Genomic DNA, 24,625 nt, shown 5'->3' with positions numbered 1-24,625 from the left:
CCCGGTAGCGTCATGCGCGATGCCGCGAACACCGCTTTCCTCCGCCGTCCTGAACGAGCAGCGCGCCGCGCTCGGGCTGGCGCCCTACACCGGCCGACCCCAGGCCCGGACAACAGGCAGACCAGCGGTAGGCAGCGTCCTGGCCAGACGGGTGCGTCCTCCCGCATGGGAGCCGATGCGCGGGAACGGCACAATGGGCTTCGTTGGGAACGCCCGAGCAGGGGCACCCACACGGAGGAGGAGACGTGGGCGTGGAGACCCGGCACCGGCTTCTGCCGGTCCTTGCCGAGCGGGCCATCGCGGGCAGCCGGCCGGGCGCCCGCGACGACGGGCACCGCGTGGCGCTGGCCATCGAAGGCGGCGGGATGCGCGGCACCGTCTCGGCGGGCATGGCACTGGCGATCCACGAGCTCGGGCTTCTGCCGCTGTTCGACGCGGTCTACGGCTCGTCAGCGGGCGCGATCTCGGCGGCCTGGCTCCTCAGCTCCACCCCCGAGGGAGTGCGCGGCTGGACCGACCCCGTCTTCGCCCGGACCCTGATCCGCAAGCGCAACCTCCTGCGGGGCCGTCCGATCGTGGACGTCGAGCAGCTCGTCGAAGAGGTCTACATCCGCCGGTTCCCGCTCGACTACGCCTCGGTGCTGGCCAGTCCCATCGAGTTCCATCCGCTGGCCACCGACGTCGTCACCGGCGGCCCGGTGGACCTGCACAGCGCCCTTGTCGACGAGCGCGCGCTACGGCTGGCGCTGCGAGCCAGCGCGGCACTGCCCCTGCTCTCCGGACGGCCGGTCTCCGTCGGCCCCGGGCTCTACTACGACGCCGGCGTCGCCGAGGCGATCCCCTTCCGCCAGGCACTGCGGGACGGGGCGACCCACGTGCTGGTCCTCCGCTCGCGCAGACTGAGCGACCGGGCACCGGAACGCCCGGCCCCCTCGTTCGGCTCCCGGCTGGTCGCCGACGTCGGGCTGCGCCGCTACACGGCCGAGCTGAAGGCCACCTTCCTCGCCCGGGACGCCCGACTCGCCGAGGCCGACCTGCTGCTCGCCGCGCACGACGCCGACCAGGACCATGACGGGCCCGCCGTGCTGTCGATCCGCCCTCCGGAAGACTCACCGCGCATCAGCCGCCTGGAGTCCGACGGCGCCTTGCTGCATGCGGCCTTCGAAGCGGGCCGTGCCGCCGCGACCACACGTCTCGCCGACGCCGTCCACTGACTACCCCTGCGGCGGAGAGCAAGGCGCGGGCCGAGAGTCCAGCCGACTCAGAGCCCGCCCAGTTCCATGCTCAGCGCCCCGCCAGGATCACCGGCCCACGGTGACCTGGACGGCCTCGACCTCTTCGCTGGCCTTCATGGAGAGCGTCGTGCCGCCGGCGAGCGCCAGGCTCAGCATCACAGCGGCCCAGCCGATCGCGGGCCGCCACCGCGGCCTTCGGACCGCCCTCGGCTCGGTCACACTGACCCGTTCGCCGACCGCGATGCGCTTTCTGACGGCCACCCAGGACGCCGCCTCTTCATCGTCGAGCCCGCACGCCAGGACGAAGGCGACCAGCAGCTCCTCGCGGGGCAGGGTCTTGCGGCCGAGCGCGGTGGACGCGGTCGAGTAGGGCAGGACGCGACCGGCCTCGGCGGCCCGACGCTCCAGTTGCCGGTAGCTGAGGCCCGACCAGGCCTTGAGCCGGCGCATCGCAGCGACGAACTCGGCCTCGTCGGCGGCCACGTCCGGTGACGGTGGCGGTGCGCTCACGATCTCACCCCGATGCTCGTTGATCGCCCCACTATGCCCCAGCCTGACCAGGCCGCACAGCGTCTCGCACAAGCTCGAACGGCACGACCTCTTGATCACCGCGGCCCGCCGCGGCCAGCCTCTGGCGCATCCCCCGCACCACACCGCCCTGGAGGACGCATGCAACGGATCAATACGCTCCCCTTCGCCCTGGCGCTCACGACCACGCTGGCCGTGGCGGGCTGCGGCGGCGACGCCATGGGCGCGCCGAGGGCCGCCCGGAGCGCGGCCGAACCCGTCGACCGTTCGATCGCCCGTTACCTCGACCGCACGCTGCCCGAAGGACCGGGCGGCACGGTGGTCGCCGCCCGCGGCGCGGAGCTCGCGCACTGCAAGGGCTTCGGCCTGGCGGACCGTGCGGCCGGGACCCCGGCCACCTGCGACACCGTGTACGACGTCATGTCGATCACCAAGCAGTTCACCGCGGCCGCGATCATGAAGCTGGAGACGATGGGGAAGCTCCGGACGACCGACCGGATCAGCACGATCCTCGGCCCGGTGCCCGCGGACAAGCGCGGCATCACCCTGCACCACCTGCTGTCGCACACGGCCGGGCTGGCCGAGGGGCTTGGTGACGACTACGAACGCGTCTCCCGCGACGAGATGCTGAGCAAGGCACTGAAGTCCAAGCTGGTCTCCCGCCCCGGCGCGGAATTCCACTACTCGAACACGGGCTTCAGCGTGCTCGCCGCCATCGTCGAGAAGGTGTCAGGCACCAGCTACGAGCGGTTCTTGGCAACGCACCTGTTCGCGCCGGCGGGGATGACCCACACGGGCTATGTGCTGCCGAAATTCTCCCGCGCAGAGGTGGCCGTCGAGTACGACGAGAACGGCGTGAGCCAGGGCCGTCCGTCCGACCACCCCTGGGCCTCCGACGGACCGTACTGGTACCTGCGCGGCAACGGCGGCATGCTGTCCACCGGCCGCGACATGTTCAAGTGGCACCGCGCGCTGCTCGGCGACACGATCCTCAGCGCCGCCACCAAGGCCAAGATGTTCGAGCCCCACGCGCGGATCCCCGGCACCGAGGCCGCCTACGGATACGGCTGGGGCGTCCTGCACACCAAGGACGGCCGGGTCGCCTGGCACAACGGCGGCAACGACTGGTCCTTCGCCAGCTACAGCCGGATCCTGCGCGACGGCACCATGATCTATTGGGTCACCAACCAGGCATCCCAAGCAGACAAGTGGAACCTTGAGGAACACGAACTCGACATGAACCAGGCCTTGGCCGACCACGCCCGCGACACCGACTAGAGGCCGGCCTGCGGCCGCGACCACGAGCGGCCGGCGCCCGGAAGTCGTCCAGAACGTGCGCCACCGGCTCCGAGGCGGCCGCAGGCGGCGGTCGCCCGGGGTCGGTCAGACGATGCGACGGATGACGGAGACGGCTCGGGACAGGTGGGGTTCCGTGCGGTCGGTCCGGTGCGCGAGCGCGAGGTCGACGTGCACGGCGGGCCGTGCCAGCGGGCGGAAGACGACGCCGTCGAGGGCCAGGGCCGTCACCGGCTCGGGCACGACCGCCACGCCGAGACCGCCCGCGACGAGGGTGATCAGAGTGGAGGTCTCGCCGACCTCGTGGCGGATCCGGGGCTCGACGCCCGCGTCGCGGAAGAGGCCGAGCACCACGTCGTACATCACCGAACGGCGGTCCGCGGAGTGCACGATCAGGTCGGCGCCCGCCATGTCGGCGACCCCCGTCTCCCGAAACGCCGCCAGGGGGTGATCGGCGGGGACGGCGACGACCAGCCGGTCCCGGCGCAGCGGCAGGACCGTGAGCGAGAGATCGGCGATCGGCGGCCGCAGCAGCGCCAGGTCGATCGCGCCGGTCCGCAGTGCCGCGACCTGGTCGGGGACCAGCATCTCGCCGCGGAAGGAGAAATCGACGCCGGGCAACTCCAGGGAAAGCCCGCGGGAGAGCGCGGGGAGCAGGCTGTAGGTGGCCGACCCGACGCAGCCGATCGCGAGATGACCGACCGCGCCGGCCGCGACCCGGCGGGCCTCGTGCGCGGCCTCGGCCACCTCACCGAGGATCTTCCGGGCCCGCGCCAGGTAGCCGCGGCCCGCGTCGGTGAGCTCGACCCGGCGGGTGGTCCGGTGCAGCAGCTCCACGCCGAGGTCGCCCTCCAGCCGGCGGATCGCCTGCGACAGCGGCGGCTGCGCCATGTTGAGCCGCTCGGCGGCGCGTCCGAAGTGGAGTTCTTCGGCGACGGCGACGAAGTACCGGAGGTGACGGAGATCCATATCGCTCGCGTCTCAATATGCGCGAATATTGATACTTCACTATATCAAGGCAGGCCGCTTAGCCTCGACGCCATGAGCTCCTATCTGTACTCCGCCGTCCGGACACCGTTCGGACGGTTCAACGGCGCCCTGGCGGGCGTCCGGCCGGACGACCTCGCGGCAGACGTGATCAGCGCGCTGCTGGCCAGGGCGCCCCGGCTGGACGCGGCCGCGGTCGGGGAGGTCGTCTGGGGCAACGCGAACGGTGCGGGCGAGGAGAACCGCAACGTCGGCAGGATGGCCGCGCTGCTCGCCGGGCTGCCGACGAGCGTGCCGGGCACCACCGTCAACCGGCTGTGCGGCTCCAGCCTCGACGCCGCGATGAGCGCCTCCCGGACGATCGAGTCGGGGGACGCCGACGTGGTGGTGGCCGGCGGAGTCGAGTCGATGACCCGGGCGCCGTGGGTGCTGCCGAAGCCGGCCCGAGGGTTCCCGCCCGGAGACCTCGCCGCCGTGTCGACCACGCTCGGCTGGCGGCTGGTGAACCCGCGCATGCCGCGGGAGTGGACCGTCTCGCTCGGCGAGGCCAACGAATCGCTCCGGGAGAAGCACGCCGTCAGCCGGGAGCGCCAGGACGCGTTCGCGCTGCGCTCCCACCGGCTCGCGGCGGCCGCCTGGAACGAGGGCTTCTACGACGACCTCGTCGTGCCCGCGGGGGAACTGGAGCGCGACGAGGGCGTCCGCGCCGACACCTCTCTGGAGAAACTGGCCGGGCTCAGGCCGAGCTTCCGCGCGGACGGCACCATCACCGCCGGCAACGCCTCGCCGCTGAGCGACGGCGCCGCCGCCCTGCTGCTCGGCTCGGCCGCCGCCGCCGACCTGATCGGCCTCGACCCCCTCTGCCGCATCGCCGGGCGCGGCGCGTTCGCGCTCGACCCGCAGGACTTCGGCTACGCCCCGGTCGAGGCCGCCGACCGCGCCCTGGCCCGGGCCGGGATCGGCTGGGACCGGGTCGGCGCGGTCGAGCTCAACGAGGCCTTCGCCGTGCAGTCCCTCGTCTGCGTCGACGCCTGGGGCGTCGATCCGGAGATCGTCAACACCCGGGGCGGCGCGATAGCGATCGGCCACCCGCTCGGCGCCAGCGGCGCCCGCGTCCTCGGCACGCTCGCGAAGGTGCTCCGCGAACGCCGCGAGCGCTGGGGCGTCGCCGCGATCTGCATCGGCGTCGGGCAGGGGCTCGCCGTCGTCCTGGAGAACACGGACCTGCGCGGCGCGGGGGCCGGGGCATGAGCCGGACGGAGATCCTCGAAAGCGTCGACGAGGCCGTCCGCGGGATCGAGGACGGCAGCACCGTCCTGGTCGGCGGCTTCGGCTTCGCGGGAATGCCCTTCGACCTCGTCGACGGCCTGATCCGGCAGGGCGCGGGGGACCTCACCATCGTGTCCAACAACGCCGGCAACGGCGACGTCGGGCTCGCCGCCCTGCTCAAGGCCGGGCGGGTGCGCAAGGTGATCTGCTCCTTCCCCCGGCAGAGCGACTCCCACGTCTTCGACGGGCTGTACCGGGCCGGGAAGATCGAGCTGGAGGTCGTGCCGCAGGGCAACCTCGCCGAACGGATGCGCGCGGCCGGCGCGGGCATCGGCGCCTTCTACTGCCCGACCGGCGCCGGCACCCCCCTCGCCGAGGGCAAGGAGACCCGGACCATCGACGGGCGCGTCCACGTCCTCGAGTACCCGATCAAGGGCGACGTGGCGCTGATCAGCGCCCACCGCGCCGACACGATGGGCAACCTCGTCTACCGGAAGACGGCCCGGAACTTCGGCCCCGTCATGGCGACGGCCGCGACCACCACGATCGCGCAGGTGTCCGGCGTCGTCCCCGCCGGCGACATCGACCCGGAGACGGTGGTCACGCCCGGCATCTACGTCGACCGCGTCGTGCCGGTCGAGCAACGGCGCTACACCGTCCAAGGAGCACGCTGACCATGCCTTCCACCACCGGGCCTTCCACCACGGGGCCCCTGTCCCCGGACGAGCTCGCCGAGGTCGTCGCCCGCGACATCCCGGCCGGCTCCTACGTCAACCTCGGCATCGGCCGGCCGACCAAGGTCGCCGACCATCTCCCCGACGGCGCGGGCATCGTGCTCCACACCGAGAACGGCATGCTCAACATGGGCCCCGCCGCCGTCGGCGAGGAGATCGACCCCGATCTCACGAACGCCGGCAAGGTCCCGGTGACCGAACTGCCCGGAGCGTCCTACTTCCACCATGCCGACTCCTTCGCCATGATGCGCGGCGGCCACCTGGACGTGTGCGTGCTCGGCGCCTTCCAGGTCTCGGCCACCGGGGACCTCGCCAACTGGCACACCGGGGCCGCGGACGCCATTCCGGCCGTCGGCGGCGCGATGGACCTGGCCATCGGCGCCAAGCAGGTCTTCGTGATGATGACCCTCTTCGACAAGCAGGGCCGCTCCAAGCTGGTGCCCGCCTGCACCTACCCGCTGACCGGCACCGGCTGCGTCAGCAGGGTCTACACCGACGTCGCCGTCCTCGACGTCGGCCCGGACGGGGCGGCGGTCCGCGAGACCTTCGGTGTCACGCTCGAGGAGCTGCGCGACCGGCTCCCCGTCCCCCTCGCGACCGTCTGACGCCGCCGGTCGCCGGGGCGTGCCCGCCTTCGCCGAGGCGGCGGGCGGCGGCGTGAACATCAGCGGCTCCCCGGAGCGGTTCCGTCATCCCGCGAGGTCGGCGACGAGGTCGTCCAGCGCCTGGGTGAGGGCTTCGGAGTTGGCCGGGGTGAACCAGGTGGTGCGAATGCGCTCGTTGTTCCCCTTCGGGGTCTCGTGATCGGCCGCGAGCTGCCGCAGGGTCCGGGTCTCGTCGCCCAGGGCCCGGCCGACCTCCTGGAAGAGGCTGCGGACGTAGCCGTCCGCGTCATCGGGGGCGATGCCGTGGCCGGCGGCCCACGAGGTGAGCGCGGCGAGGTAGGAGTAGTGGGTGGTGAGCGTTCCCGTCAGTGCGGAGAAGACGTCGAAGGCCGTCTCGTCCGCGACCGGGAGCGCCCCGCCCAGGCGCTCGAAGAGAGAGTCCGCCACCGGGTGGGACGGGCACGTCACCGTGACGGAGCGGCGTTCGCGTATCGCGGGCAGCGGGATGGCCCGAACGAGTTGGGCGTCCGTGGCCAGCGTCCTGCGCAGGTCGTCGTTGCCGACGCCGGCCATCACGTTGATCACGATCTTGTCGTCGGGCACCGTCAGGCCGGCGAGCGCTTCGTGGCGGTCCTGACGGCGTACGGCGATGATCACGATCTCGGAGCGGTCCACGACCGCCTGGTTGCCGGGACACACCCGGACGCTTTCGTAGCGCTCGGACAGGTACGCCGCCGTGCGGGCTCCGCGAGGGGAGAGGAACACCTCGGGCGCGTCGTCGTCCCGGCAGTACAGGCCGTCCACGATGGCTCGGCCGATCTCCCCTACCCCGATGATGCCGATGCGCTTCACCGCGCTTTCCTCCATGGTGTGTGGGGTCGTTCAGAAGTTCGCGCGTCCAGCGGGCGCCTGCACAGCGCACGTGAGCCGGGCCGCCAGCTCCCGGACCTGCTCGGGACGGGGGTTGGCGCCGGTCAGCACCGTCGCCAGGCGGTCGCCGGGGACCGCGCCCCCGGCGATCGCCGCCAGGCCCGCCGCGCCCGCCGGCTCCAGGACGATGCCGAGCGTGCGCGCCGCCAGCTCCATGGCGTCGGCGATGGCCTCGTCCGTCACCAGGACCATCTCGTCCACCAGGACGCGGGCCCGCCGCACCGAAGCCTCCGTCGGGCGACGCACCGCGATGCCGTCGGCGAAGGTGCGAGCACGTCCGGCGCGGACCGCGCGGCCGGCACGCAGGCTTTCCGCCATCGAGGGAGCGCCTTCGGCGTTGACCCCCACGATCCGGGTTCCGGGAGCGTGCTCCTTCATCCAGCGCGCCACGCCGTTGATCAGCGCGCCGTCCCCGACCGGGAGCACGACGGCGTCGAAGCACGCCCCGGCCGGCGCGCCGCGGGTCAGCTCGGCGCCGATCGTCCCGGCGCCTTCGGCGATCGCCGCCTGGACGCCGTCCTGCAGATGGACGCGGTCAGGATGGCGCCCGGCGTGGGCGGCCGCGGCCTCCCGCGCCGACGAGCCGTCCGGTCCCGCCGCGACGACGCGGGCGCCGAACGTCTCCATCCGCTCGCGCTTGCCGGGATTGACGGTCTCGGGCACGAACACCTCGACCGGCATCCCACGTGCTCGCCCGGCGTAGGCGACGGCCTGGCCGAAGTTGCCCGAGCTGGCGCACACCACCGGCGTGCCGGGGGCGAGCGTGCTGAGCATCAGGTCGGCGCCCCGGCCCTTGAAGCTGCGCACCGGGTTGGCCGTCTCCAGTTTCACCGTCACCGCGCGGCCGCCCAGCGCCCGGCACAGCTGTTCGTCGAGGTACTGCGGGGTGTTGAGGAACACCGGATCGATCACCCGTAGGGCCTGCTCGATCCGCGCCACGTCCAGGTCCATGCGCGCCACCTTCCGCCGAGGCTTTCCGACCCGGCCGACGCTAACCGAGCTCCCGATCGACGCGATTGAGAATTCTTGCACCATGGCGCAATAATCTTGCGTGCCCGAATCGCCGCCGCCCCGCCTGGACGAGATCGACGCCCTGCTGCTGGACCTCCTTCAGCACGACGCCGGGCGGACCCTGCACGACCTCGGGGAACAGGTCGGGCTGTCCCCGAGCGCCGTCCAGCGGCGGATCGCCCGCTACCGCCGGCACGGGCTCATCGCCCGGCAGGTCGCCGTCCTCGATCCGCACCGCTTCGGTCCCACCATCCTGGCCACGGTCCTGGTGACCCTGGTCCGGGAATCGTTCGAGCACCACCGGGCCTTCGCCGAACGGATGCGCTCGGAGCCTCAGGTCCAGCAGTGCTACCGCGTCGCGGGGCCGTGGGACTACGTGGTCGTCCTGGCCGCGCGGAGCATGCGCGACTGCGGTCGGCTCGGAGACCGCCTGTTGAAGGCGGACGACAACGTCCAGCGCTACGAGACCCTGGTCGTCTTCGACACCATCAAGTCCGGCCTGGCTCTCCCACTTCCCGCTCGACCGCAGGACGGGCGGCCACCCGATGAGTGAACGCCGCCGCATCCCGTCGTGGCGCACTCCCCCTGCGCACGGGCCGATCAACCAGTGCTGAGGCGCATCTTGGTGAGGCGGATGGTTCCGTCGTCGCCGGGGACGGGGGCCGGCCGGTATCCCTCGCTCCGGTAGAGCGCGATGTTGTTCCGGCTGCCCGCTCCCGTGGACAGCACGATGCTGCGACAGGCGTGATCGGCGGCGGCCTCCGCCTCATGGAGCAGCCAGCGCCCCAGGCCGCGCCCCCGCAGGTCGGGGACCACGCCGAGCCGTCCCACGTGCCACTCGGCGTCCTCGCGGCGCGTCCGCACCATGCCGAGGAGCCGGCCGTCCCGCCACAGCCCGATCGCGTCCCAGGACGCGAGCCAGTCACGAACCTGCTCCACGGACTCGTGCAGCGCCGGGACGGTCAGGGGGTCGTTGGCGAGGGCCTCGTCCACCCAGCAGCACCGCTGCAGGACGGTCACCTCGGGGGCATCGTCCGGCGTCAGCCGCCGCAGGTAGGAGCCCGGTTCGGGGCCGGCCGCCGATGCGGGCCGTGCTCGCTCTCGCATCGGCCGGAGCGCGTGCGCGACCCGGACCAGCTCCTCCAGGACGTCGATCGCGGTCTTGCCGGCAGCGGCGGCGGGCCGCACCTCGCCGTCGTGCACGGCGTCGGCGATGCGGAGCGCGACCGTGGACCCCAGCGGTACCAGACGTAGCGTGGTCACCACCTGCTTGGCATGCTGCACGGCCCTCGTGCCCGCCGAGGTGTTGCCGTAGCTGACGAAACCGACCGGCTTCCACGCCCACTCGCGGGAGAGGTAGTCCAGCGCGTTCTTCAGGGACGCCGGCATCCCGTAGTTGTACTCCGGCGTCACGACGATGAGGCCGTCCACGCCGTCCACGATCGCGCTCCACCTGCGCGTGTGCTCGTTGCGGTACACGCCGGACGACGGATGCTCCTCCTCGTCGAGGAACGGCAGGTCGAGGTCGGCGAGGGCCAGCGGCACCAGCTCGGCGCCGAGCTCGGCGGCGCGGGGCGTGATCGTCTCGGTCAGCCAGGCCCCCACCGCGGGGCCGAGGGCGCCGGGGCGGGTGCTGCACACCAGCACGAGGACGCGCACCTGTTTCGTTGACATGTAAATGAACTTAGGCGATAGGTTGTTTACATGTCAAAGAATCCGCCGGACGAGCCCGTGCGCTGGCTGACCCCGGACGAGGAACGGGCGTGGCGGGCCTTCCGCCGCATGGTGATCGCCGTCCAGACCGGCACCGCCCGCGACCTCTCCCGGGTCGGCCTCTCCGAGCCCGACTACGAGGTGCTCAGCACGCTGTCGGAACGGCCGGACCACGCCGGGACCCTGCACGAGCAGGCCGCGAAGATGGGCTGGTCGCGCAGCCGGCTCTCCCGGCACGCCACCCGCATGGAGGCCCGCGGCCTCATCCGCCGCGCACCCGACCCGGCCGACGGAAGGGGCTGCCTCCTGGTCCTCACCGAACACGGCCTGGACACCCTGACGGACGCCGCCCCCGCCCACCTGGAGTCAGTGCGCCACCACTTCATCGACCGCCTTGGACCGGAAGACCTCACCGCCCTGGAACACATCGCCGGAAAGGTGGAAGCCCCGGACAGGGCGAACGGCCGCCCCGTCCGCTAGGTCCGCGGACCGGCCTCCAGGAGATCGGCGAGCTCACCGAACCCGCGCACGACGAGGTCGCATTCCACGTCGTCCGCCCGGTCGGCCGTGCGAGAGGGCCCCTTCTCCAGCGGACGCTCCAGGAACGCGGTGGCGAGCCCGGCTCCCCTGGCGCCGTCGATGTCCCATTTGTGCGCGGCGACCATCAGCACCTCCGCCGGTTCCACGTCCAGCAGCCGCACTGCTGTCAGGTACGCCTCCGGCTCGGGCTTGTACGTGCGGGCGAGCTCCGCCGACAGGATGCAGTCGAACGGCAGCCCCGCCCCCTTGACCAGGTGCGTCAGCAGGGCGAACCCGCCGTTGGACAGCGCCGCCACCACGCGGCTCTCCCTCAGGCGTGCCAGGCCGTCCACCGAGTCGTCCCAAGCGGGCAGGCGATGCCAGGCCCGGACGAGCCGCCGCCGTGCGGTCTCGTCGAAGGCGTCAGCAACGCCGTGCAGCTCCAGCAGCTCGTCCAGCGACTCCCGGTGCAGCGTGTCGAGGTACACCCACTCCCGCTCTCCGCTGCTGACCCGCTGCATGGACGGGAGGTACCGCTCGCGCCATTGGTCGGCGAAGGCCTCGCCCTCCAACGCGACACCGCACTCCGCAGCGATCGCCGCCACCTGGCCGGCGACCCCTGTCCGCCAGTCGACGGTCGTCCCGAAGATGTCACAGGTCACTACCTGGATCGCTCTGACGTCTAATCCCACTGGCACTCCCTCGCCCAGGAGCGCCCGGATGGCGCCCCACCCCAGTCCTACCCCGGACGTGACGGACCCCGCCCTCGTCCGAAGACGGGAGCGGGGTCCGTGGTGAGGCCAGGAGGGGTCACCCGGTCGGGCCTGATCAGCCGAGGGGCTTCGGGGCGCCCTTCTTGCCAGGGCCGTGGCCCCAGGACAGGATCTCGTACTTGACGCCCTTCAGGTGGCCCGCCGAGGTGCCCGTGTCGTACTTGCTCCGCGGCTTCTTGCCGTCCACCAGGTGGCGGAAGGTGTAGGTGTCGAGGTCGAGCATGACGCCGCGGTGCGACGGCTCGCCCGGCCCGCGGTCCCCGACGAAGCCGGTGACGCTGCGCCCCTTGTAGGTGACCTTCACCTTGGTGTGCATGGGCCAGCTCGGGCTGGCGAACAGGCCCTTCTGCATCGGCTTGCCGCCCGCCGGGGCGCCCGTGTCGCCGTTCACGCCTGAGCCGTCGTCCCAGAAGTAGGACGCCTTGGTGCTGCCCGACAGGACGGCGTGGCGCTTCGGTGCGACCTTGGCGGTGCCGTGGTGGGTGGCCTTCGCGGCGGGCTGCCCCACCTGCTTCCCGGTCACCTGCGTTCCGGTCACCTGCTTTCCGGTGACCGGCTGTCCGGTCATCTTGTGCCCGCTCACCTGTTGTCCGGTGACCAGCTGTCCGGTCATCTTGTGGCCGGTGACCTGCTGCCCGGCCACCTGCTGTCCGATGACCTTGTGCGACATCGGCTCGTCGGCCTGGGCCCCGTGGGAGGTCCCGGCCGCCACGCCCGCGGCCAGCAGGCCCGCGAGAGCGGTACCGATCAGGGCGGTGTCGATGGCTCGCTTCTGCATGTTCATCCTTTGCTCGGTGGTCCGGGGCGCCGGGTCACGCCTTCGGCTAGTCGGGGGCTCGCCGTTCGGGCATGACGGATCCGGCGCACGGCACGTGGGCGTGCTCGCGACGTGGGTGTGATCGCGGAGGGTTGGAGAAGGGGGGAGGCACCACTGGACGGTGCGGGGCGACGGGCCGCTCAGCGGCCCTGGCTCACCGGTACTGGGGGTAGCCGTAGCCGGCGACGGTGGACGTGTCGCGGACCTTCTTCTTCACCGCGTCACCGGTGTTGCCCTCAATGGTGTTGATGGTGCCGTCGTGGTTGTCCTTGACGACGATGCCGACGTGCTCGACACCCTTGATGCCGCCGCCGTTCCAGGCGAAGAAGACCACGGCGCCGGGCTTCGGGGTCTGGCCGAAGCGGCCGGTCTTCTTGAACCACTTGGCGTGGCTGACGGTGTAGGCGTCGGCGCCCATGCCCTTGGTGCCGGTGTGCTGGCCCAGCCAGGACACGAACATGTCGCACCAGGACTGGCCCTTGTAGACCGAGGCGCTCTTGGAACCGATGCGGTGGGCGTTCTGCTCGCCCAGCGGCGAGCCGACGTACCAGTCGTTGAACTTGCTGTTGCCCGAGGCGTCCTCGTGGGTGCCGATCTGCGTGCGGGCGAGCTTGATGACGTCCTGCGCGGAGGCGCCGGCGGTGGCGGTCTTCGCGCCGTTGGCGGCGGCCTGGGGCGTGGCGGCGACGTGCGCGGCGTTCGCGGGCTTGGTGTCCGCATGGGCGGACGGGGCCAGGGAGGCGAGGCCGAACGCGCTCGCCAGGGAGAGGACGGCTCCGGCGGCGAAGCGGGTGCCCATGCGCTTGGTCAGGTCGAAAGTACGAGCGGTCATGCGAAGGTTCTCCTGAGGTCTTCCAGTCCGCCTACCGGGTTAGCTGTCGGGTTCGGGCATGGAAGTGGCCCTACCGCGACCCCGCGCAAGGCGGGAGTGCGGATTCACCCCGGTGTTTCGGTGGGTCCCCGGCTCCGCTCGGCCAGTGATCGGCGCTCTGCGGACTCGGCGGCGGACGTGCCTTGATCGGCCGTCCTGATGATCAGGGACTCGATGCGCCCGTCACGATCTGGTCGGGCGCTCCGGACGGGCTTTCCCGTCGGTCACACACCCACAACAGGTTCAAGCGGCCCCATATTTCGTCAAGCACACCCCAAAGACGCCGCTGACCTGTAAAGACTCCCCAAAGCGCCCTCAACGCAAGGGCTGCGGTCCAGTCAAGTCGGCCCAAGATTTCTGGTCGCCACCTCGCCCCAGCGGGAGACGATCATCCCCGAGCCCGGACCCTCACCACCCGCGGGCTGGTCATCAAGGTCCCTATCTTCAAGACCGACCAGGACGCGTCATAGTCGCACCGGAGCCGGGCGCGGATGCGTGGTCCTGCTGGAGCGCCGGCGCGGTGAGTCGGCCCTCATCAACTCACCCCTCAGCGCGGCGAGTGACACGGCTCCGACCAGGACCGTCCCGTCGGGAAACCGGAACACCGGCACTCGCGGGCCGGACACGCGAGCGGACCGAGCCGGTTCCGCGTGGGGCCGCTCGCCGTCCCACCTGACGCCGGTCGCGGACGCCAAGCCCCGCAGCACGTTGACGTCGCCGATGTCCAGACCGTCACTGAAGTAGGCGCGGTAAAGACGGGCGGTCATGTCCTCGGCGGTGCCGTGCGCGGCCGCCAGCGCGATGAGCCGGTGGGCGTCGGCGGTGCGGGCGGGCACGATCCGGTCGAGGTTCACCACCAGGCCGTCGACCGCCGCCGCCCGTGCGATCTGCTCGACCCGCGCGGGGGGCGCGAGAGGGAAACGGCCGCGGCTCGGCGGCGGTTCCGCCGCGGAGCCCGCGGTCTGGTACGGCCTGAAGACGACCTCCAGTTCGCCTCCGCCCGCACGGTGCTCCTCGGCGGCCCGCTGGAAGCGGGCATAGCCGAGCGCCGACCAGACGCAGGCGATGTCGTGGGTGAACTCAACTTTCATGGGTTCGTCCTTCAATGGCGGCACGGATCGTTCCGTGCCGCCTCAGCATGCCCGCCGCCGCTCGCCGCGTCAATACGGAACGTTCCGTGCCGCCTGAGGGCTATGCTGTCCCCATGTCACCCAGACGTCCTGAGCGCCGAAGTGAAGAGGCCGCCAACGCCGTCATCAAGGCCGCCATGGACCTGTGCCAGGAGGTCGGGTACCGCAAGGTCAGCATCGAGGGCATCGCCGCCCGCGCCGGCGTCGGCAAGAACACGATCTACCGCTGGTGGCCGTCCAAGGCGGCCGTGCTGCTGGACGGCCTGCTGTCCACCTGGAAGATGGACGCGACCTTCCCCGACACCGGTGACTTCGTCGCCGATATCAAGACGCAGATGGCGGCGGCCTCGCGCATCCTCGGCGACCCGCACGTCTTCCCGCACTACCGCGCACTGATCGGCGAGGCCCAGCACGACCCGGACCTCCACCAGGCCTTGTGGGACAACTTCATCGGTCACCTGGCGGGCGCCGCGGCCGACCGCATCCGCGTAGCGCAGCGCAAGGGCCAGGTCCGCGCCGACGCCGACCCGGTCCTCGTCACCGAACTGCTCTACGGGGCCGCCTACTACCGCCGCCTGCTCACCCCGCGCACGGCCGACGCCGAGCACGTCAACGCCATCGTCGACCTCGCAATGACCGGCCTCGCCCCACCGGCCGACACCTCCACGCAGTAGCACGCCTCACCGCTTCTGGGCGCCCCTGCACATGCCGCCCGCGCAGGTGCTCACGGTTTGCGGCGGGCGAGCAGGGCCCGCGGACCTGACCGGCCCTCAGACACCTGCTGCCACCGCGGCGCCCAGCGCCAGCAGGACGGCACCGGTGGTCATGCTGAGCCCCCGCAGGACGGTCGGCTGCGACACCAGTGCGCGCCCTCGGCTGACGGCCCAGGTGAGCAGCATGTACCAGGAGGCGCTGACGAGCGCCCACAGGGCTCCCAAGGCGACGGTCGACAGGAACACCGGGCCTTCCTCGGTCACGAACTGGGGCAGCACCGAGATGGCGAACACTCCCGCCTTGGGGTTGCCGAGGTTGGTGACCAGGCCGGTGAGGTATCCGCCCGCGAAGCCGGCGCCCCGCCCGTCCTGCTCCGGCGGGCGGGTGGACACGACGGTGAGCGCGGTCCGGAGCGTCTTCACTCCGAGGATCATCAGCACGATGCCGCCGGCGATCCGGAGCACCGCGTACGCGGTCGGGCTGGCCAGCAGGACGGCGGACAGCCCGGCCGCGGCGGCCGTCGACCACAGCAGGAAGCCGCTGGCATTGCCCGCGAGCGTGCCGTGGAGCGCAGGCCGGCCACCTTCCAGTACCTGCCGGATCATCAGCGCTTGACTCGCGCCGGGCAGCATCGCCAGCAACAAGGTGGTGATGACGAAGACGGGCACATGCGTGGGCATGGGAACGAACCCCTTCCGGGGATTGCGGCCGATGGGTGTGCCATCAGGCTTCCTCGCTCCCCGTCCCTAAGGGAAGTTAAAAGAGAAGGATGCAGCGTTAGCATTGGTGAATGCTGGTGGATCCGGGGCAACTGCGGCTTCTCGCTCTGATCGAGCGGCACGGCTCCCTGACGGCGGCGGCCCACGCACTCCGGCTCACGCCCGCGGCGGTCACCCAGCAGGTGGCCAAGGCCGAGCGCGACTGGCAGGTCCCCTTGGTCATCCGCGGCCCTCGCGGAGCGACGCTCACCGCGGCCGGTGCGCTGCTCGCCTCCCACGGCCGGACCGTGGAGCAGGCATCGGACCAGGCCGGGGCGGAACTGGCCGCACTGCTCGGCCACCTCTCGCTCCGCCTGCGGATCGGGACGTTCCAGGCGGCCGCCCTGCATCTGCTGCCACCGGCGCTGACGGCCCTGCGCCACCGCCACCCGGCCGCCGACGTCTCCGTCATCGACGTGGTGTCCGGGCGCGGAGCGGACGAGATCAGCGCGGGGAACCTGGACGTGGCCATCGTCGCGTCCTGGGACACGCCGCTCGCACCGCCCCCGCACCTACGGGCGCACTCGCTCCTGGTGGACCCGATGGTCGTGGTCCTCCCTGACGACCACCCACTGGCCACCGGGCAGCCCGCGGACACCGAACTCCACCTGGAACAACTGCGCGACGAAGCGTGGGTCTCCATCCTGGCCGGCCATGCCGCCCGCGAACAGTTCCACAACGCCGCCCGCAAGGCCGGCTTCACCCCCACCGTGCGGTTCGAGACCGAGTCCTACGACGTCGCCCAGGCCCTGGTCGGCACAGGCATCGCCGTGGCCCTGGTGTCACGCCTGGCCCTGGCCCACGTCCCCGGCACCACCCATCGCGAACTGGCCCACCCCAAGCCCTACCGCCACCTCTACGCCGTGACCAGAACCGACGCCAGCCTCACCCCACTCGCGGACATGCTCATCGACCTCCTCCGCGATGTCGCCCGCGACATCACCGCCACCTGGGCCACCCCGCCCGGCGCCTGAAAAGCCCCGTTCTGAATCGCTCACGAACTCCCTCCTGGAACAAGTCCCGGGCGCGGCTGACGTGGTGATGGGGGCACGCGACCACCCTCCGGCGGGACGCGCCACGCCTCAACGCGGGCTCACTGGTGGGCGGGCAAAGTGAGAGCCGAATGGGCAGGTCGTCCGCCTGCGGCGGGCATTGCGCTGAGTCCGCGCAGCCTTTCGTTCCGCTCCTCCAGAGCCTGGGCGGTGGTCGGGAAGAGGGCGGCACCGCCCTCGCCGACCAGCCCCTGATTCAGGGTCACGAACTCACGGGTGTCGTGTTCGTAGGCGGCGAAGCCCGCGGCGTGCTCCCGACCGGCCAGGGAACCGGCGAGCATGTACGCGCCGACGAGCGCGAGGCTGGTGCCCTGCCCGGTGAGGAACGAGGGCGCGTACGCGGCGTCTCCCACCAGCGCGATCCTGCCGCTGGACCAGCGGGGCATCCGGATCTGGCCGACTCCGTCGAAGAACAGGTCGTCCGCGTCGCGCATGGCGGCCAGCATGCCCGGGACCTCCCATCCCGCGTCGGCGAAGACCGCGGCGACCAGTTCCCGTTGGGCTTCCGGGTCCGTCAACGCGTCGGACGGCGGTTCCTCCTGAGCGAAGTTCAGGAACGCGTGCACTTCGTCGTCGTCCCCCACGGCGTAGAGTGCCGCGGCCCTGCCCGGCGTGTTCCACATGACGGTCTCGTGGGAGAGCCCGAAGGTGTTGCGCATGGTGAACACGGCGAAGCAGTAGCCGAGGTACCGGTGGAACCGTTCTTCGGGGCCGAACAGCATCTCCCGGGTGCGCGAGTGCGTGCCGTCCGCACCGAACACCATGTCGAACGTACGCGTGCCGCCCCCTCGGAAGGTGACGTCGACTCCGTGGCCGGACTGATCGAGGATGTCGATGGAGTCGTCGAACACGAACTCCACGTCGTCGCGGACCGCCGTGTACAGAGCGTCGGTCAGATCACCGCGCCGAACCTCCAGGTCCCGTTCCGCGACGCCGCCGGTGACGGCGTGCGGGTCGATCGAGGCCACCTCGCCGCCGTTCCCGTCGAGGAAGGTCAGGCGCCGCGAGTCGACATGCGCCTCCCGCAGGCGCGGCAGGATCCCCATCCGCCGGACGACCTCCAGTGCGGTGCCGCGCACGTCGACGGGATAGCCGCCGCTGCGAAGCCCGCCTGCCTTCTCCACCACCGTGACGGCGTATCCGTGGCGGTTCAGCCAGAAAGCGAGGGCGGGCCCTGCGATGCCGCCCCCCGAAACCAGGACCTCGCGCTTCGGCGCGGTACGGGCGACCGGCGTCAGATCAGGACGGTTCATTCCTTGGCTCCTTTGCTCATGGTGCGGACGGCGACCAAGGACAGCGCCGTGACGGCGCCGGCGATGGCGAAGCCGATGACGAAGGCCGATTCGGCCGGGACGTCCGAGCCGGAAGGGGTTCCGGCGGTGAGGAAGGCTCCGCTGATCTGGGCGCCCGCGGCGAAGCCGATCACGCGCGTCACCAGGACCAGGCTGGTGGCCGTTCCGGTGTCGCCGTGCTCGACGGAGGTGGCCGTCCGGACGACCATCGCCGTGATGCAGACGCCGCTGGCCAGGGCGATCAGTGCCTTGCCCACGACGAGGTGCCAGACCTCGGTGTGCAGGAGCGCCAGGCCGGCCAGCGTGGCCGCCATGACGCCGATAGCGGCGGTGACCACCGCACCCGCGCCGAAGCGCCGCACCGCGACCCCGCCGAGCGGCCCGCTGACCGCGGCCGTGACGGCGCCGGGCAGCAGGTACCGCCCGATGTCGGTGGAGCCGGCCCCGAAGCCGTACCCGTCGCCGGCCACCGCGAGCAGTTGCGGGACGAGGTACATCGACACCGCCGTCCCCACGCAGACTGCGAACGTGATCACGTAGGAGCTCCATATCGGGGGCCGCGCGAGCAGGCGCAGATCGACCATCGGTGAGGCCGCGCGCCGCTCGACGGCCGTCCATCCGGCGATGAGGGCGGCCAGGACCAGGACGAGCGCGCCGAGCGCGAGCGGTTGCGAGCCGACGTCGGGCGCCAGCGCGAGCCCGAGCATGAGCGTCAGCAGGACGCCGCTCAGGAGGACCAGGCCGGGCCAGTCGATCCGTGCGCCCGGACGGGCCGGCGGGTCGTCCGGCATCAGCAGGTGGACGAACAGGGTCGCCACGACGATCGCGAACGTCGGTATCGCGAACATCCAGTGCCGGGACAGTCCTTCCGCGATGGGCCCGGCGACCAGCGTCCCGAGCATGCCGCCGCCCACGAACAGGCCGCTGACCACCCCGATGGCCACCTGCGACTCGCCCGTCGGGAGGTGCTTGTGCACCAGGATGAACGAGAGCGGCATCGCGCCGACCATCGCGCCCTGGAGCACCTGCCCGAGCAGCAGCACCGGCAGGTTCGGCGCCAGCGAGGACACCAGGCCGCCGGCCGCGACCACCGCCATCAGCCGGATCATGACGCGCTTCCCGCCGTGCCGGTCACCGAGACTGCCCGCGACGGGCGCGACGAGAGCGCCGGTGATGAGCATCGCGATGCTGAGCAAGGCCCCTTGGGCAGGGCTCATCGACAGTTCGCGCTGGAGCAGCGGGAGCGTCGGCGCCACCACCGATTCCAGGGTGCCGGTGGCGGCCGCCAGCATGCCGAGGGCCCAGACGGGGGCCTTTCGGATACGGACCGGTGGAACGGGTGGAGCCAGTGTTGCGGGCATGGATGTCCATACCTCCTTCGAGGTCGGGAAAGGACGTACGGGGCGAGAACCCGGGTGACGCGGCTCCCGCCCGCATGCGTGTGCTACGGCCAGCGGCGCAGCGCCGCTCGCGCCGGGAGCGTGACCGCGAGCAGTGCCACGGGTGGAGTGTGCGAGCGCGGTTGCGGGCCGGGCGTCATACCCGGGAGCCGATGTGGAGGTGCTACGGCGGTGGGGGGTGGAGGAGGCGTCCTACTCGCCCGGGGTCACCAGCCCCGATTCGTACGCGAAGACCACTGCCTGGGCGCGGTCGCGCAGGTCGAGCTTGGTGAAAACGCGGCTGACGTGCGTCTTCACCGTCTGCTCGGCGAGCACCAGCGTCTCCGCGATCTCCGAGTTGGACATGCCGCGGGCCACCAGGGTGAGGACCTCGGTCTCCCGTTCCGTCAGGGCCTTGAGCCGCAGCGCGGGCCTGCCCCGGGCGGGGGGACGCTGCCGGGCGAAGTCCGCGATGAGGCGGCGCGTGACCGAGGGGGCGAGCAGCGCGTCGCCCGAGGCGACGACCCGCACCGCCGCGATGAGGTCGGCCGGTGGCGCGTCTTTCAACAGGAAGCCGCTCGCGCCCGCCCGCAGCGCCTCGTAGACGTAGTCGTCGACGTCGAACGTGGTGAGCATCAGCACGCGCGGCCGGTGCGTCACGCCCGGCGGTGGCGCGAGGAGGCGGCGCGCGCCCTCCAGACCGTCCATCTCGGGCATGCGGACGTCCATCAGCACGACGTCGGGACGGGTGCGCCGGCCCAGCTCGACGCCCTGCGCGCCGTCGGCGGCCTCGCCCACCACCTCGATGTCGCTCTGGGCGGCCAGCAGTGCGGCGAAGCCGGCCCGCACCATGGCCTGGTCGTCGACGATGATGACGCGCGTCGTCACGTTGGGTCCCTTTCCGTCAGGGGGAGCCGGGCGGCCACGCGGAAGCCGCCGTCCGGCAGCGGCCCCGTCTCGATGGTGCCGCCGCCGAGCCGCACCCGTTCGCGCATGCCGACGAGGCCGTGTCCCGTGCCGCACTCCTCCAGCGGCGCGGCGGGCGGCTCGGGCGAGGGCCCGTTGACGACGAGGACGGTGAGCCAGCCCCCTTCCTCCGCCACCGACACCCTTGTCGGGGCGCCCGGCGCGTGCCGCACGACGTTCGCGAGGGCCTCCTGGACGACGCGGTACGCGGAGAGCCCCACCGCCTCGGGCACGTCGGCGTCGCAGGAGGCGAACTCCACCGGGACGCCCGCCCTGGCCGTCGCCTCCACCATCGGCCCGATCCGCTTCAGGCTCGGCTGGGGTGCGAGCTCGCCGTGCGCCTCCTCGCTCCGCAGCACGCCGAGGAGCCGTCGCATCTCGCCGAGCGACTCGCGCGCGGTCGCCGCGATGGAGGTGAACTCCTCCTGCACGTCCGGCGGCAGCCCCTGGAGGCGGTACACCGACGTGTCCGCCTGCACCGTGATGACGGACATGTGGTGCGCCACCACGTCGTGCAGCTCGCGCGCGATGCGGGCGCGTTCCTCCAGCAGCGTTCGCCGGCCGCGCTCGGCCTCGCTGATCGTCTCCTGCTCGGCCAGCCTGCGCTGCGCCTCGTACCGCTCGCGGAGCGCACCGCCGAGCACGAGCGCGACGCCGCTGAGAATCGTGAGCAGCGACTCCCTGGCGCCGGTGCCGTGGGGCGCGACGAACCCGAGGCCGACGCTCGCGCCCGCCGTCGCCAGCCACACCAGCAGCAGCGTCCGGCGCGACTCGCGCAGGCCGAGGGCGAGGCAGAGACCGATGTACCCGACGATTTCCATGGGCGGGAACGGCCACAGGAGCCGCTCGTCGAAGTCGACGGTAAGCAGTGCGAGCGCCCCGGCCACGTCCGCGGCGAAGACCACGCACCAGGCCCGCAGCGGGCGGACGACGGCGAGCAGCAGCGGTGCCGCCTGCGCGACGGCCAGCGCGCCCGCGAAGCCACCGTTCAGACCGTAGTCGACGCTGAGCACGGTGATCGTGGTGGGCAGCAAGGCGACGCACAACACCAACGCCGCCCCCCACGGGAGCAGCCGTACCGACCGACGCGACGCCCCGGCGAGAAGCGCGCGCGGGGGTTCCTCGGACGTCATGAGCGCCAGCCTATGATCGGCTGCGCGTGTTGGGAGGGGCCTGCCTCGCGGTGGCTGATCGGGGCTCCTGCAAGAGCGCATCCGTCCTTCTCCCTCAGTCTCGTCCGTGCGGGCCGGGGAGGAGGGTAGAAAGGCGGCCGGGGCGGGTGCGTCACGCTGGAGAGCCGAGTCGGAGTGATACCCCGGTAGCCGGTGTCGTCCGCAAGGAGGAGCCCGGAAAACCTCCCGACGGACCTGAGCGGGGTGTCTGACCGCTCAGCCAGGGCGCTTCTTCTCGCGGGTCGAGGTCAGCAGGTCGGCTCCGGCGTGGACGGCCATCAGGGTCGCGGGGAGCAGGATCGCGGCGTCGCGGAGTGTCCGCGCCGGGTCGCGGCGAACACCTGCGCGGCCGAGCGCGCGCCAAGCCCACAGGGAGAACGGCACGACGATCGTGGGTGCTGTGGCGACACCCGGGGTGTAGCCGCGTTGCCTGAAGCTCAAAGCTAGGTGTCCGAGCCCGTGCACGCCGAACCCGGCCAATGTGGCCTGATAGAGCCGGGACCTCCCGCCGGTCCGCGCGCCGTCCACCGTGGCGGCGAGCATGAAGGCGCCCATGAGAGCGATGGCCGTGCGGGCGTGCGCCGTGGAGACCTCGCGACGCAGCCACACCGGTCCCGGAGCGCCGCCGCCCGCGTTCTTCCGCGACCAGGGAGCCATGGTGAACCACTCTTCGGCGTCGTTGGCCGCCCAAGCCAGCAGCAGCCCCCAGGTCACGCTCTTACGGATCATCCTCGCCTCCTTTTACGTTACGAGTCGTACTGTAATATTTCTGCACATGAGCGAGCAGCGCAAGGGGGCCCCGGGACGCCGCGGCCGGCCGCGCAGCACCGACGTCGACCGCGCCGTCACCGCGGCGACGATCGAACTGCTGGCCGAACAGGGATACGCGAAGCTGACGATCGAGGCGGTCGCCGCGCGCGCGGGGGTGGGCCGGCCGGCGGTGTACCGGCGCTGGCCGACCAAGGACGACCTGGTGGTCCACGCCCTGGTCGAACAGGTGCCGCCGCTGGCCGTTCCGGACACCGGCGACGTGCTGCGCGATCTGAAGGAACTGTCCGCCGGGTTCGCGCTCCGGCTGGCCGGCTCCCCGCTCGGTCGAACGGTCCTTGCCGTGCACGCTGAAGCGGGCCGCCGGCCCGACCTCGCCGAAGCGCTACGACACCACTACCTGAACCCCAGGAACGGCACCATCCGCGCCCTGATCGAACGCGGCCTGGCCGAGGGCCGCCTCAACCCCGCACTCGCCCCCGACACGGTCCGCGACCTGGTCTTCGGCCCCCTGATCTACCACTGGCTCGTCACCGGCCACCTCTCGACCGCCACAGCGAACACCCTCGCCGACGCCGCCTGCGCCGCGGTCAGCCGCACCTTCCCCTCGCCAGATCGAGCCGGCGGCTCCACGGTTGCCCGGGTGGAAGGACGCATGCAAGGCTGAATCGTCTTGCGCCGCCTGCGACGACCACGAAGCCGCGCGGCACGAGGAACCGGGCACGCCGGGTCCCCTCTCTGTTGAAACGGCCGACAAAGGGACACCAGTGACTGATCACGCACGGGGGACGGCCCCCTGGCACGGCCGCATCGAGCATGTCCGCGGCACCGACCTGGACCCCGACACCGCACACGTCGAACGTCCGACGGAGACATGACGGCCATGAAGACGGACGAGCACGGGCTGGCCATCGGAGCGGGCAGCCGCACCGCGGTCGAGCACTACGACAACGCCGTCCATGAACTGCTGCACTTCCGCCCGGAGGTGGACGCCGAAGCGAAGCGGGCGCTCGAAGCGGATCCCGACTTCCCGCTGGGCAACGTCCTGTCGGCGTACCTCGGGCTTCTGGCCACCGAGCCCGAAGGCGCGCGGGCCGCGGCGGAGCGGTTCCGGCTCTTCCGGTCGCGCGTGGACGGCTCCGGGCTCCTTCCCCGCGAGCGGGCCCACGTCGCGGCGCTGGAACGCCTGGTGAAGGGCGACTTCCTCGGCTGCGGCCGCCTGCTCGGCCAGATCAGCGAGGAGTACCCGCGGGACGTCCTCGCGCTGTTCGTCGGCCACCAGGTCGACTACTTCACCGGGGACGCCCGCGCACTGCGCGACCGGGTCGGTGGTGCGCTGGCGGCATGGAGCGAGTCCGACCGGCATTTCGGCCAGTTGCTCGGCATGTACGCCTTCGGGTTGGAGGAGGCAGGGCACTACGACCGATCGGAGGAGGTCGGCCAGCGCGCGGTCGGGCTCGACCCGAAGGACGTGTGGGGCATCCACGCGGTCGTCCACACCTACGAGATGCAGGGCCGGTTCCGGCGAGGCATCGCCTACATGGACGAACGGACGACCGACTGGTCGACCGGTACGTTCTTCAACGTGCACGCGTGGTGGCACTATGCGCTCTACGCACTGGAGGCCGGAGACACGGCCCGGGCCTTGGAGATCTACGACGCCGTGCTCCACGGCCCGGAGTCGACAGGCACCGCGATGGAGCTGCTGGACGCCGCCGCACTGCTCTGGCGCCTGCTTCTCGAAGGCGATGACCAGACCGCGAGGTGGAGCGCCCTGGCCGGCGCCTGGGCGTCCAAGGCCGAGGAGCCGTTCTACGCGTTCAACGACATGCACGCGGTGATGTCCTTCGTCGGCGCCGGCCGCTTCGGCGACGCCGACCGGCTGATCGCCGACCGCGAGGCCTACCTGGCCGCTCCCCTGCCCGACGTCACCAACCAGGCGATGACCGCACGCGTCGGCCTTCCGGTCTGCCGCGCTCTGGTGGCCTTCGGCCGCGGCGACCACAGCGCCGCCGTCGACCTCCTCGCTCCCATCAGGCACCAGGTCAACGAATTCGCGCCGCCGCACGTGTCGCGCCGGATGGAGCCCAGCCTGCGGGCCATGGC

At 71.8% G+C, this 24,625-nt stretch carries 26 protein-coding genes and 1 riboswitch; of the genes, 11 read left to right on the top strand and 15 right to left on the bottom strand.

Going from position 1 to position 24,625, the window contains the following annotated elements; genetic code table 11:
• Positions 1-245 precede the first annotated feature (245 nt).
• On the top strand, positions 246-1,214 hold the full coding sequence (locus AB0C69_RS13940; protein ID WP_360353412.1) for a patatin-like phospholipase family protein: 969 nt from the start codon (positions 246-248) through the stop codon (positions 1,212-1,214).
• An 87-nt stretch (positions 1,215-1,301) separates the two neighbouring features.
• On the opposite strand, the gene AB0C69_RS13935 is transcribed toward AB0C69_RS13940, so the two are convergent.
• Positions 1,302-1,745 carry a hypothetical protein gene (locus tag AB0C69_RS13935; RefSeq protein ID WP_360353410.1) on the bottom strand — a complete coding sequence of 148 codons (444 nt, stop codon included), beginning with the start codon at positions 1,743-1,745 and terminating at the stop codon, positions 1,302-1,304.
• 159 nt (positions 1,746-1,904) lie between these two features.
• Here AB0C69_RS13935 and AB0C69_RS13930 point away from each other — a divergent pair, with 159 nt between their 5' ends.
• Positions 1,905-3,041, top strand: coding sequence for a serine hydrolase domain-containing protein (locus tag AB0C69_RS13930; protein ID WP_360353408.1), 1,137 nt, complete (start codon positions 1,905-1,907; stop codon positions 3,039-3,041).
• Positions 3,042-3,146: 105 nt separating this feature from the next.
• Here the strand turns inward: AB0C69_RS13930 and AB0C69_RS13925 are convergent, their stop codons facing one another.
• Positions 3,147-4,028 (bottom strand): LysR substrate-binding domain-containing protein, encoded by an 882-nt coding sequence (locus AB0C69_RS13925; protein ID WP_360353406.1) that lies wholly within the window; start codon positions 4,026-4,028, stop codon positions 3,147-3,149.
• A 72-nt stretch (positions 4,029-4,100) separates the two neighbouring features.
• On the opposite strand from AB0C69_RS13925, the gene AB0C69_RS13920 reads away from it, so the two are divergent.
• Genes AB0C69_RS13920 through AB0C69_RS13910 form a run of 3 tightly spaced genes read left to right on the top strand, consistent with a single transcriptional unit; the run spans position 4,101 to position 6,654 of the window.
• Positions 4,101-5,297: a thiolase family protein gene (locus AB0C69_RS13920; protein ID WP_360353404.1), complete on the top strand. Its 1,197-nt coding sequence runs from the start codon at positions 4,101-4,103 to the stop codon at positions 5,295-5,297.
• Entirely contained in the window at positions 5,294-5,989 is a 696-nt protein-coding gene (locus tag AB0C69_RS13915) for a 3-oxoacid CoA-transferase subunit A (protein WP_360353402.1), read from the top strand. Before AB0C69_RS13920 ends, AB0C69_RS13915 begins: the two co-directional genes overlap by 4 nt.
• Positions 5,990-5,991: 2 nt before the next feature.
• Positions 5,992-6,654: a 3-oxoacid CoA-transferase subunit B gene (locus tag AB0C69_RS13910; RefSeq protein ID WP_360353400.1), complete on the top strand. Its 663-nt coding sequence runs from the start codon at positions 5,992-5,994 to the stop codon at positions 6,652-6,654.
• Positions 6,655-6,738: 84 nt separating this feature from the next.
• Here the strand turns inward: AB0C69_RS13910 and AB0C69_RS13905 are convergent, their stop codons facing one another.
• Together AB0C69_RS13905 and AB0C69_RS13900 are read right to left on the bottom strand one after the other, a co-directional pair.
• The gene (locus tag AB0C69_RS13905) at positions 6,739-7,506 is read right to left on the bottom strand and encodes an NAD(P)-binding domain-containing protein (protein ID WP_360353398.1); all 768 of its coding nucleotides are present in this window, start codon (positions 7,504-7,506) and stop codon (positions 6,739-6,741) included.
• Positions 7,507-7,536: 30 nt separating this feature from the next.
• On the bottom strand, positions 7,537-8,535 hold the full coding sequence (locus AB0C69_RS13900; RefSeq protein ID WP_360353396.1) for a pyridoxal-phosphate dependent enzyme: 999 nt from the start codon (positions 8,533-8,535) through the stop codon (positions 7,537-7,539).
• A gap of 100 nt (positions 8,536-8,635) precedes the next feature.
• On the opposite strand from AB0C69_RS13900, the gene AB0C69_RS13895 reads away from it, so the two are divergent.
• Positions 8,636-9,148, top strand: coding sequence for an Lrp/AsnC family transcriptional regulator (locus AB0C69_RS13895; protein ID WP_360353394.1), 513 nt, complete (start codon positions 8,636-8,638; stop codon positions 9,146-9,148).
• A 47-nt stretch (positions 9,149-9,195) separates the two neighbouring features.
• Here AB0C69_RS13895 and AB0C69_RS13890 read toward each other — a convergent pair whose 3' ends face one another.
• Positions 9,196-10,269 (bottom strand): bifunctional NAD(P)H-dependent oxidoreductase/GNAT family N-acetyltransferase, encoded by a 1,074-nt coding sequence (locus AB0C69_RS13890; RefSeq protein WP_360353392.1) that lies wholly within the window; start codon positions 10,267-10,269, stop codon positions 9,196-9,198.
• A gap of 30 nt (positions 10,270-10,299) precedes the next feature.
• Between AB0C69_RS13890 and AB0C69_RS13885 the strand changes: the two genes are divergently transcribed.
• Entirely contained in the window at positions 10,300-10,788 is a 489-nt protein-coding gene (locus AB0C69_RS13885) for a MarR family winged helix-turn-helix transcriptional regulator (protein WP_360353390.1), read from the top strand.
• On the opposite strand, the gene AB0C69_RS13880 is transcribed toward AB0C69_RS13885, so the two are convergent.
• From AB0C69_RS13880 to AB0C69_RS13865, 4 genes are all read right to left on the bottom strand, one after another.
• Positions 10,785-11,489 carry a haloacid dehalogenase type II gene (locus AB0C69_RS13880; RefSeq protein WP_360353388.1) on the bottom strand — a complete coding sequence of 235 codons (705 nt, stop codon included), beginning with the start codon at positions 11,487-11,489 and terminating at the stop codon, positions 10,785-10,787. The genes AB0C69_RS13885 and AB0C69_RS13880 overlap by 4 nt on opposite strands.
• A 166-nt stretch (positions 11,490-11,655) precedes the next feature.
• Entirely contained in the window at positions 11,656-12,378 is a 723-nt protein-coding gene (locus AB0C69_RS13875; protein ID WP_360353386.1) for a hypothetical protein, read from the bottom strand.
• A 193-nt stretch (positions 12,379-12,571) separates the two neighbouring features.
• Positions 12,572-13,249 carry a CHAP domain-containing protein gene (locus AB0C69_RS13870; protein ID WP_360353384.1) on the bottom strand — a complete coding sequence of 226 codons (678 nt, stop codon included), beginning with the start codon at positions 13,247-13,249 and terminating at the stop codon, positions 12,572-12,574.
• Positions 13,250-13,263: 14 nt separating this feature from the next.
• A riboswitch (cyclic di-AMP (ydaO/yuaA leader) is annotated at positions 13,264-13,414 on the bottom strand.
• 338 nt (positions 13,415-13,752) lie between these two features.
• A complete protein-coding gene (locus AB0C69_RS13865; RefSeq protein ID WP_360353382.1) occupies positions 13,753-14,379 on the bottom strand; it encodes a DsbA family protein in 627 nt (208 codons plus the stop codon).
• A 113-nt stretch (positions 14,380-14,492) separates the two neighbouring features.
• On the opposite strand from AB0C69_RS13865, the gene AB0C69_RS13860 reads away from it, so the two are divergent.
• Positions 14,493-15,092 (top strand): TetR/AcrR family transcriptional regulator, encoded by a 600-nt coding sequence (locus tag AB0C69_RS13860; protein WP_345173827.1) that lies wholly within the window; start codon positions 14,493-14,495, stop codon positions 15,090-15,092.
• 96 nt (positions 15,093-15,188) lie between these two features.
• Here the strand turns inward: AB0C69_RS13860 and AB0C69_RS13855 are convergent, their stop codons facing one another.
• Positions 15,189-15,812, bottom strand: a complete 624-nt coding sequence (locus tag AB0C69_RS13855; RefSeq protein ID WP_360353379.1) for a LysE family translocator — start codon at positions 15,810-15,812, stop codon at positions 15,189-15,191.
• Positions 15,813-15,922: 110 nt separating this feature from the next.
• Here AB0C69_RS13855 and AB0C69_RS13850 point away from each other — a divergent pair, with 110 nt between their 5' ends.
• Positions 15,923-16,864: a LysR family transcriptional regulator gene (locus AB0C69_RS13850; RefSeq protein ID WP_360353377.1), complete on the top strand. Its 942-nt coding sequence runs from the start codon at positions 15,923-15,925 to the stop codon at positions 16,862-16,864.
• Between the two features lie 119 nt (positions 16,865-16,983).
• On the opposite strand, the gene AB0C69_RS13845 is transcribed toward AB0C69_RS13850, so the two are convergent.
• The 5 genes from AB0C69_RS13845 to AB0C69_RS13825 form a co-directional block, all read right to left on the bottom strand.
• Positions 16,984-18,195 (bottom strand): FAD-dependent monooxygenase, encoded by a 1,212-nt coding sequence (locus AB0C69_RS13845; protein WP_360353375.1) that lies wholly within the window; start codon positions 18,193-18,195, stop codon positions 16,984-16,986.
• Positions 18,192-19,595, bottom strand: coding sequence for an MFS transporter (locus AB0C69_RS13840; RefSeq protein ID WP_360353373.1), 1,404 nt, complete (start codon positions 19,593-19,595; stop codon positions 18,192-18,194). Before AB0C69_RS13840 ends, AB0C69_RS13845 begins: the two co-directional genes overlap by 4 nt.
• Before the next feature lie 231 nt (positions 19,596-19,826).
• The gene (locus tag AB0C69_RS13835) at positions 19,827-20,501 is read right to left on the bottom strand and encodes a response regulator transcription factor (RefSeq protein ID WP_360353371.1); all 675 of its coding nucleotides are present in this window, start codon (positions 20,499-20,501) and stop codon (positions 19,827-19,829) included.
• Positions 20,498-21,712 carry a sensor histidine kinase gene (locus tag AB0C69_RS13830; protein ID WP_360353369.1) on the bottom strand — a complete coding sequence of 405 codons (1,215 nt, stop codon included), beginning with the start codon at positions 21,710-21,712 and terminating at the stop codon, positions 20,498-20,500. The genes AB0C69_RS13835 and AB0C69_RS13830 overlap by 4 nt, the downstream gene beginning before the upstream one ends.
• 255 nt (positions 21,713-21,967) lie before the next feature.
• Positions 21,968-22,480 (bottom strand): HXXEE domain-containing protein, encoded by a 513-nt coding sequence (locus AB0C69_RS13825; protein WP_360353367.1) that lies wholly within the window; start codon positions 22,478-22,480, stop codon positions 21,968-21,970.
• Between the two features lie 46 nt (positions 22,481-22,526).
• On the opposite strand from AB0C69_RS13825, the gene AB0C69_RS13820 reads away from it, so the two are divergent.
• Both AB0C69_RS13820 and AB0C69_RS13815 read left to right on the top strand, forming a co-directional pair.
• Positions 22,527-23,186 (top strand): TetR/AcrR family transcriptional regulator, encoded by a 660-nt coding sequence (locus tag AB0C69_RS13820; RefSeq protein ID WP_360353365.1) that lies wholly within the window; start codon positions 22,527-22,529, stop codon positions 23,184-23,186.
• A gap of 207 nt (positions 23,187-23,393) precedes the next feature.
• Positions 23,394-24,625 (top strand): tetratricopeptide repeat protein (locus AB0C69_RS13815; protein ID WP_360353363.1); only part of this gene is annotated, 1,232 nt, incomplete at its 3' end.

This window comes from Actinomadura sp. NPDC048032, from assembly GCF_040653175.1.
Taxonomy (GTDB): Bacteria; Actinomycetota; Actinomycetes; order Streptosporangiales; family Streptosporangiaceae; genus Spirillospora; species Spirillospora verrucosospora.
This window is presented reverse-complemented; position numbering and strand designations above follow the sequence as displayed.

Coding starts and splice junctions, on each gene's coding strand:
- AB0C69_RS13930 (WP_360353408.1), top strand. CDS start 1,905: ATGCAACGGATCAATACGCTCCCCTTCGCCCTGGCGCTCACGACCACG.
- AB0C69_RS13925 (WP_360353406.1), bottom strand. CDS start 4,028: ATGGATCTCCGTCACCTCCGGTACTTCGTCGCCGTCGCCGAAGAACTC.
- AB0C69_RS13920 (WP_360353404.1), top strand. CDS start 4,101: ATGAGCTCCTATCTGTACTCCGCCGTCCGGACACCGTTCGGACGGTTC.
- AB0C69_RS13915 (WP_360353402.1), top strand. CDS start 5,294: ATGAGCCGGACGGAGATCCTCGAAAGCGTCGACGAGGCCGTCCGCGGG.
- AB0C69_RS13910 (WP_360353400.1), top strand. CDS start 5,992: ATGCCTTCCACCACCGGGCCTTCCACCACGGGGCCCCTGTCCCCGGAC.
- AB0C69_RS13900 (WP_360353396.1), bottom strand. CDS start 8,535: ATGGACCTGGACGTGGCGCGGATCGAGCAGGCCCTACGGGTGATCGAT.
- AB0C69_RS13890 (WP_360353392.1), bottom strand. CDS start 10,269: ATGTCAACGAAACAGGTGCGCGTCCTCGTGCTGGTGTGCAGCACCCGC.
- AB0C69_RS13885 (WP_360353390.1), top strand. CDS start 10,300: ATGTCAAAGAATCCGCCGGACGAGCCCGTGCGCTGGCTGACCCCGGAC.
- AB0C69_RS13875 (WP_360353386.1), bottom strand. CDS start 12,378: ATGCAGAAGCGAGCCATCGACACCGCCCTGATCGGTACCGCTCTCGCG.
- AB0C69_RS13870 (WP_360353384.1), bottom strand. CDS start 13,249: ATGACCGCTCGTACTTTCGACCTGACCAAGCGCATGGGCACCCGCTTC.
- AB0C69_RS13865 (WP_360353382.1), bottom strand. CDS start 14,379: ATGAAAGTTGAGTTCACCCACGACATCGCCTGCGTCTGGTCGGCGCTC.
- AB0C69_RS13860 (WP_345173827.1), top strand. CDS start 14,493: ATGTCACCCAGACGTCCTGAGCGCCGAAGTGAAGAGGCCGCCAACGCC.
- AB0C69_RS13855 (WP_360353379.1), bottom strand. CDS start 15,812: ATGCCCACGCATGTGCCCGTCTTCGTCATCACCACCTTGTTGCTGGCG.
- AB0C69_RS13850 (WP_360353377.1), top strand. CDS start 15,923: ATGCTGGTGGATCCGGGGCAACTGCGGCTTCTCGCTCTGATCGAGCGG.
- AB0C69_RS13845 (WP_360353375.1), bottom strand. CDS start 18,195: ATGAACCGTCCTGATCTGACGCCGGTCGCCCGTACCGCGCCGAAGCGC.
- AB0C69_RS13840 (WP_360353373.1), bottom strand. CDS start 19,595: ATGCCCGCAACACTGGCTCCACCCGTTCCACCGGTCCGTATCCGAAAG.
- AB0C69_RS13830 (WP_360353369.1), bottom strand. CDS start 21,712: ATGACGTCCGAGGAACCCCCGCGCGCGCTTCTCGCCGGGGCGTCGCGT.
- AB0C69_RS13825 (WP_360353367.1), bottom strand. CDS start 22,480: ATGATCCGTAAGAGCGTGACCTGGGGGCTGCTGCTGGCTTGGGCGGCC.
- AB0C69_RS13820 (WP_360353365.1), top strand. CDS start 22,527: ATGAGCGAGCAGCGCAAGGGGGCCCCGGGACGCCGCGGCCGGCCGCGC.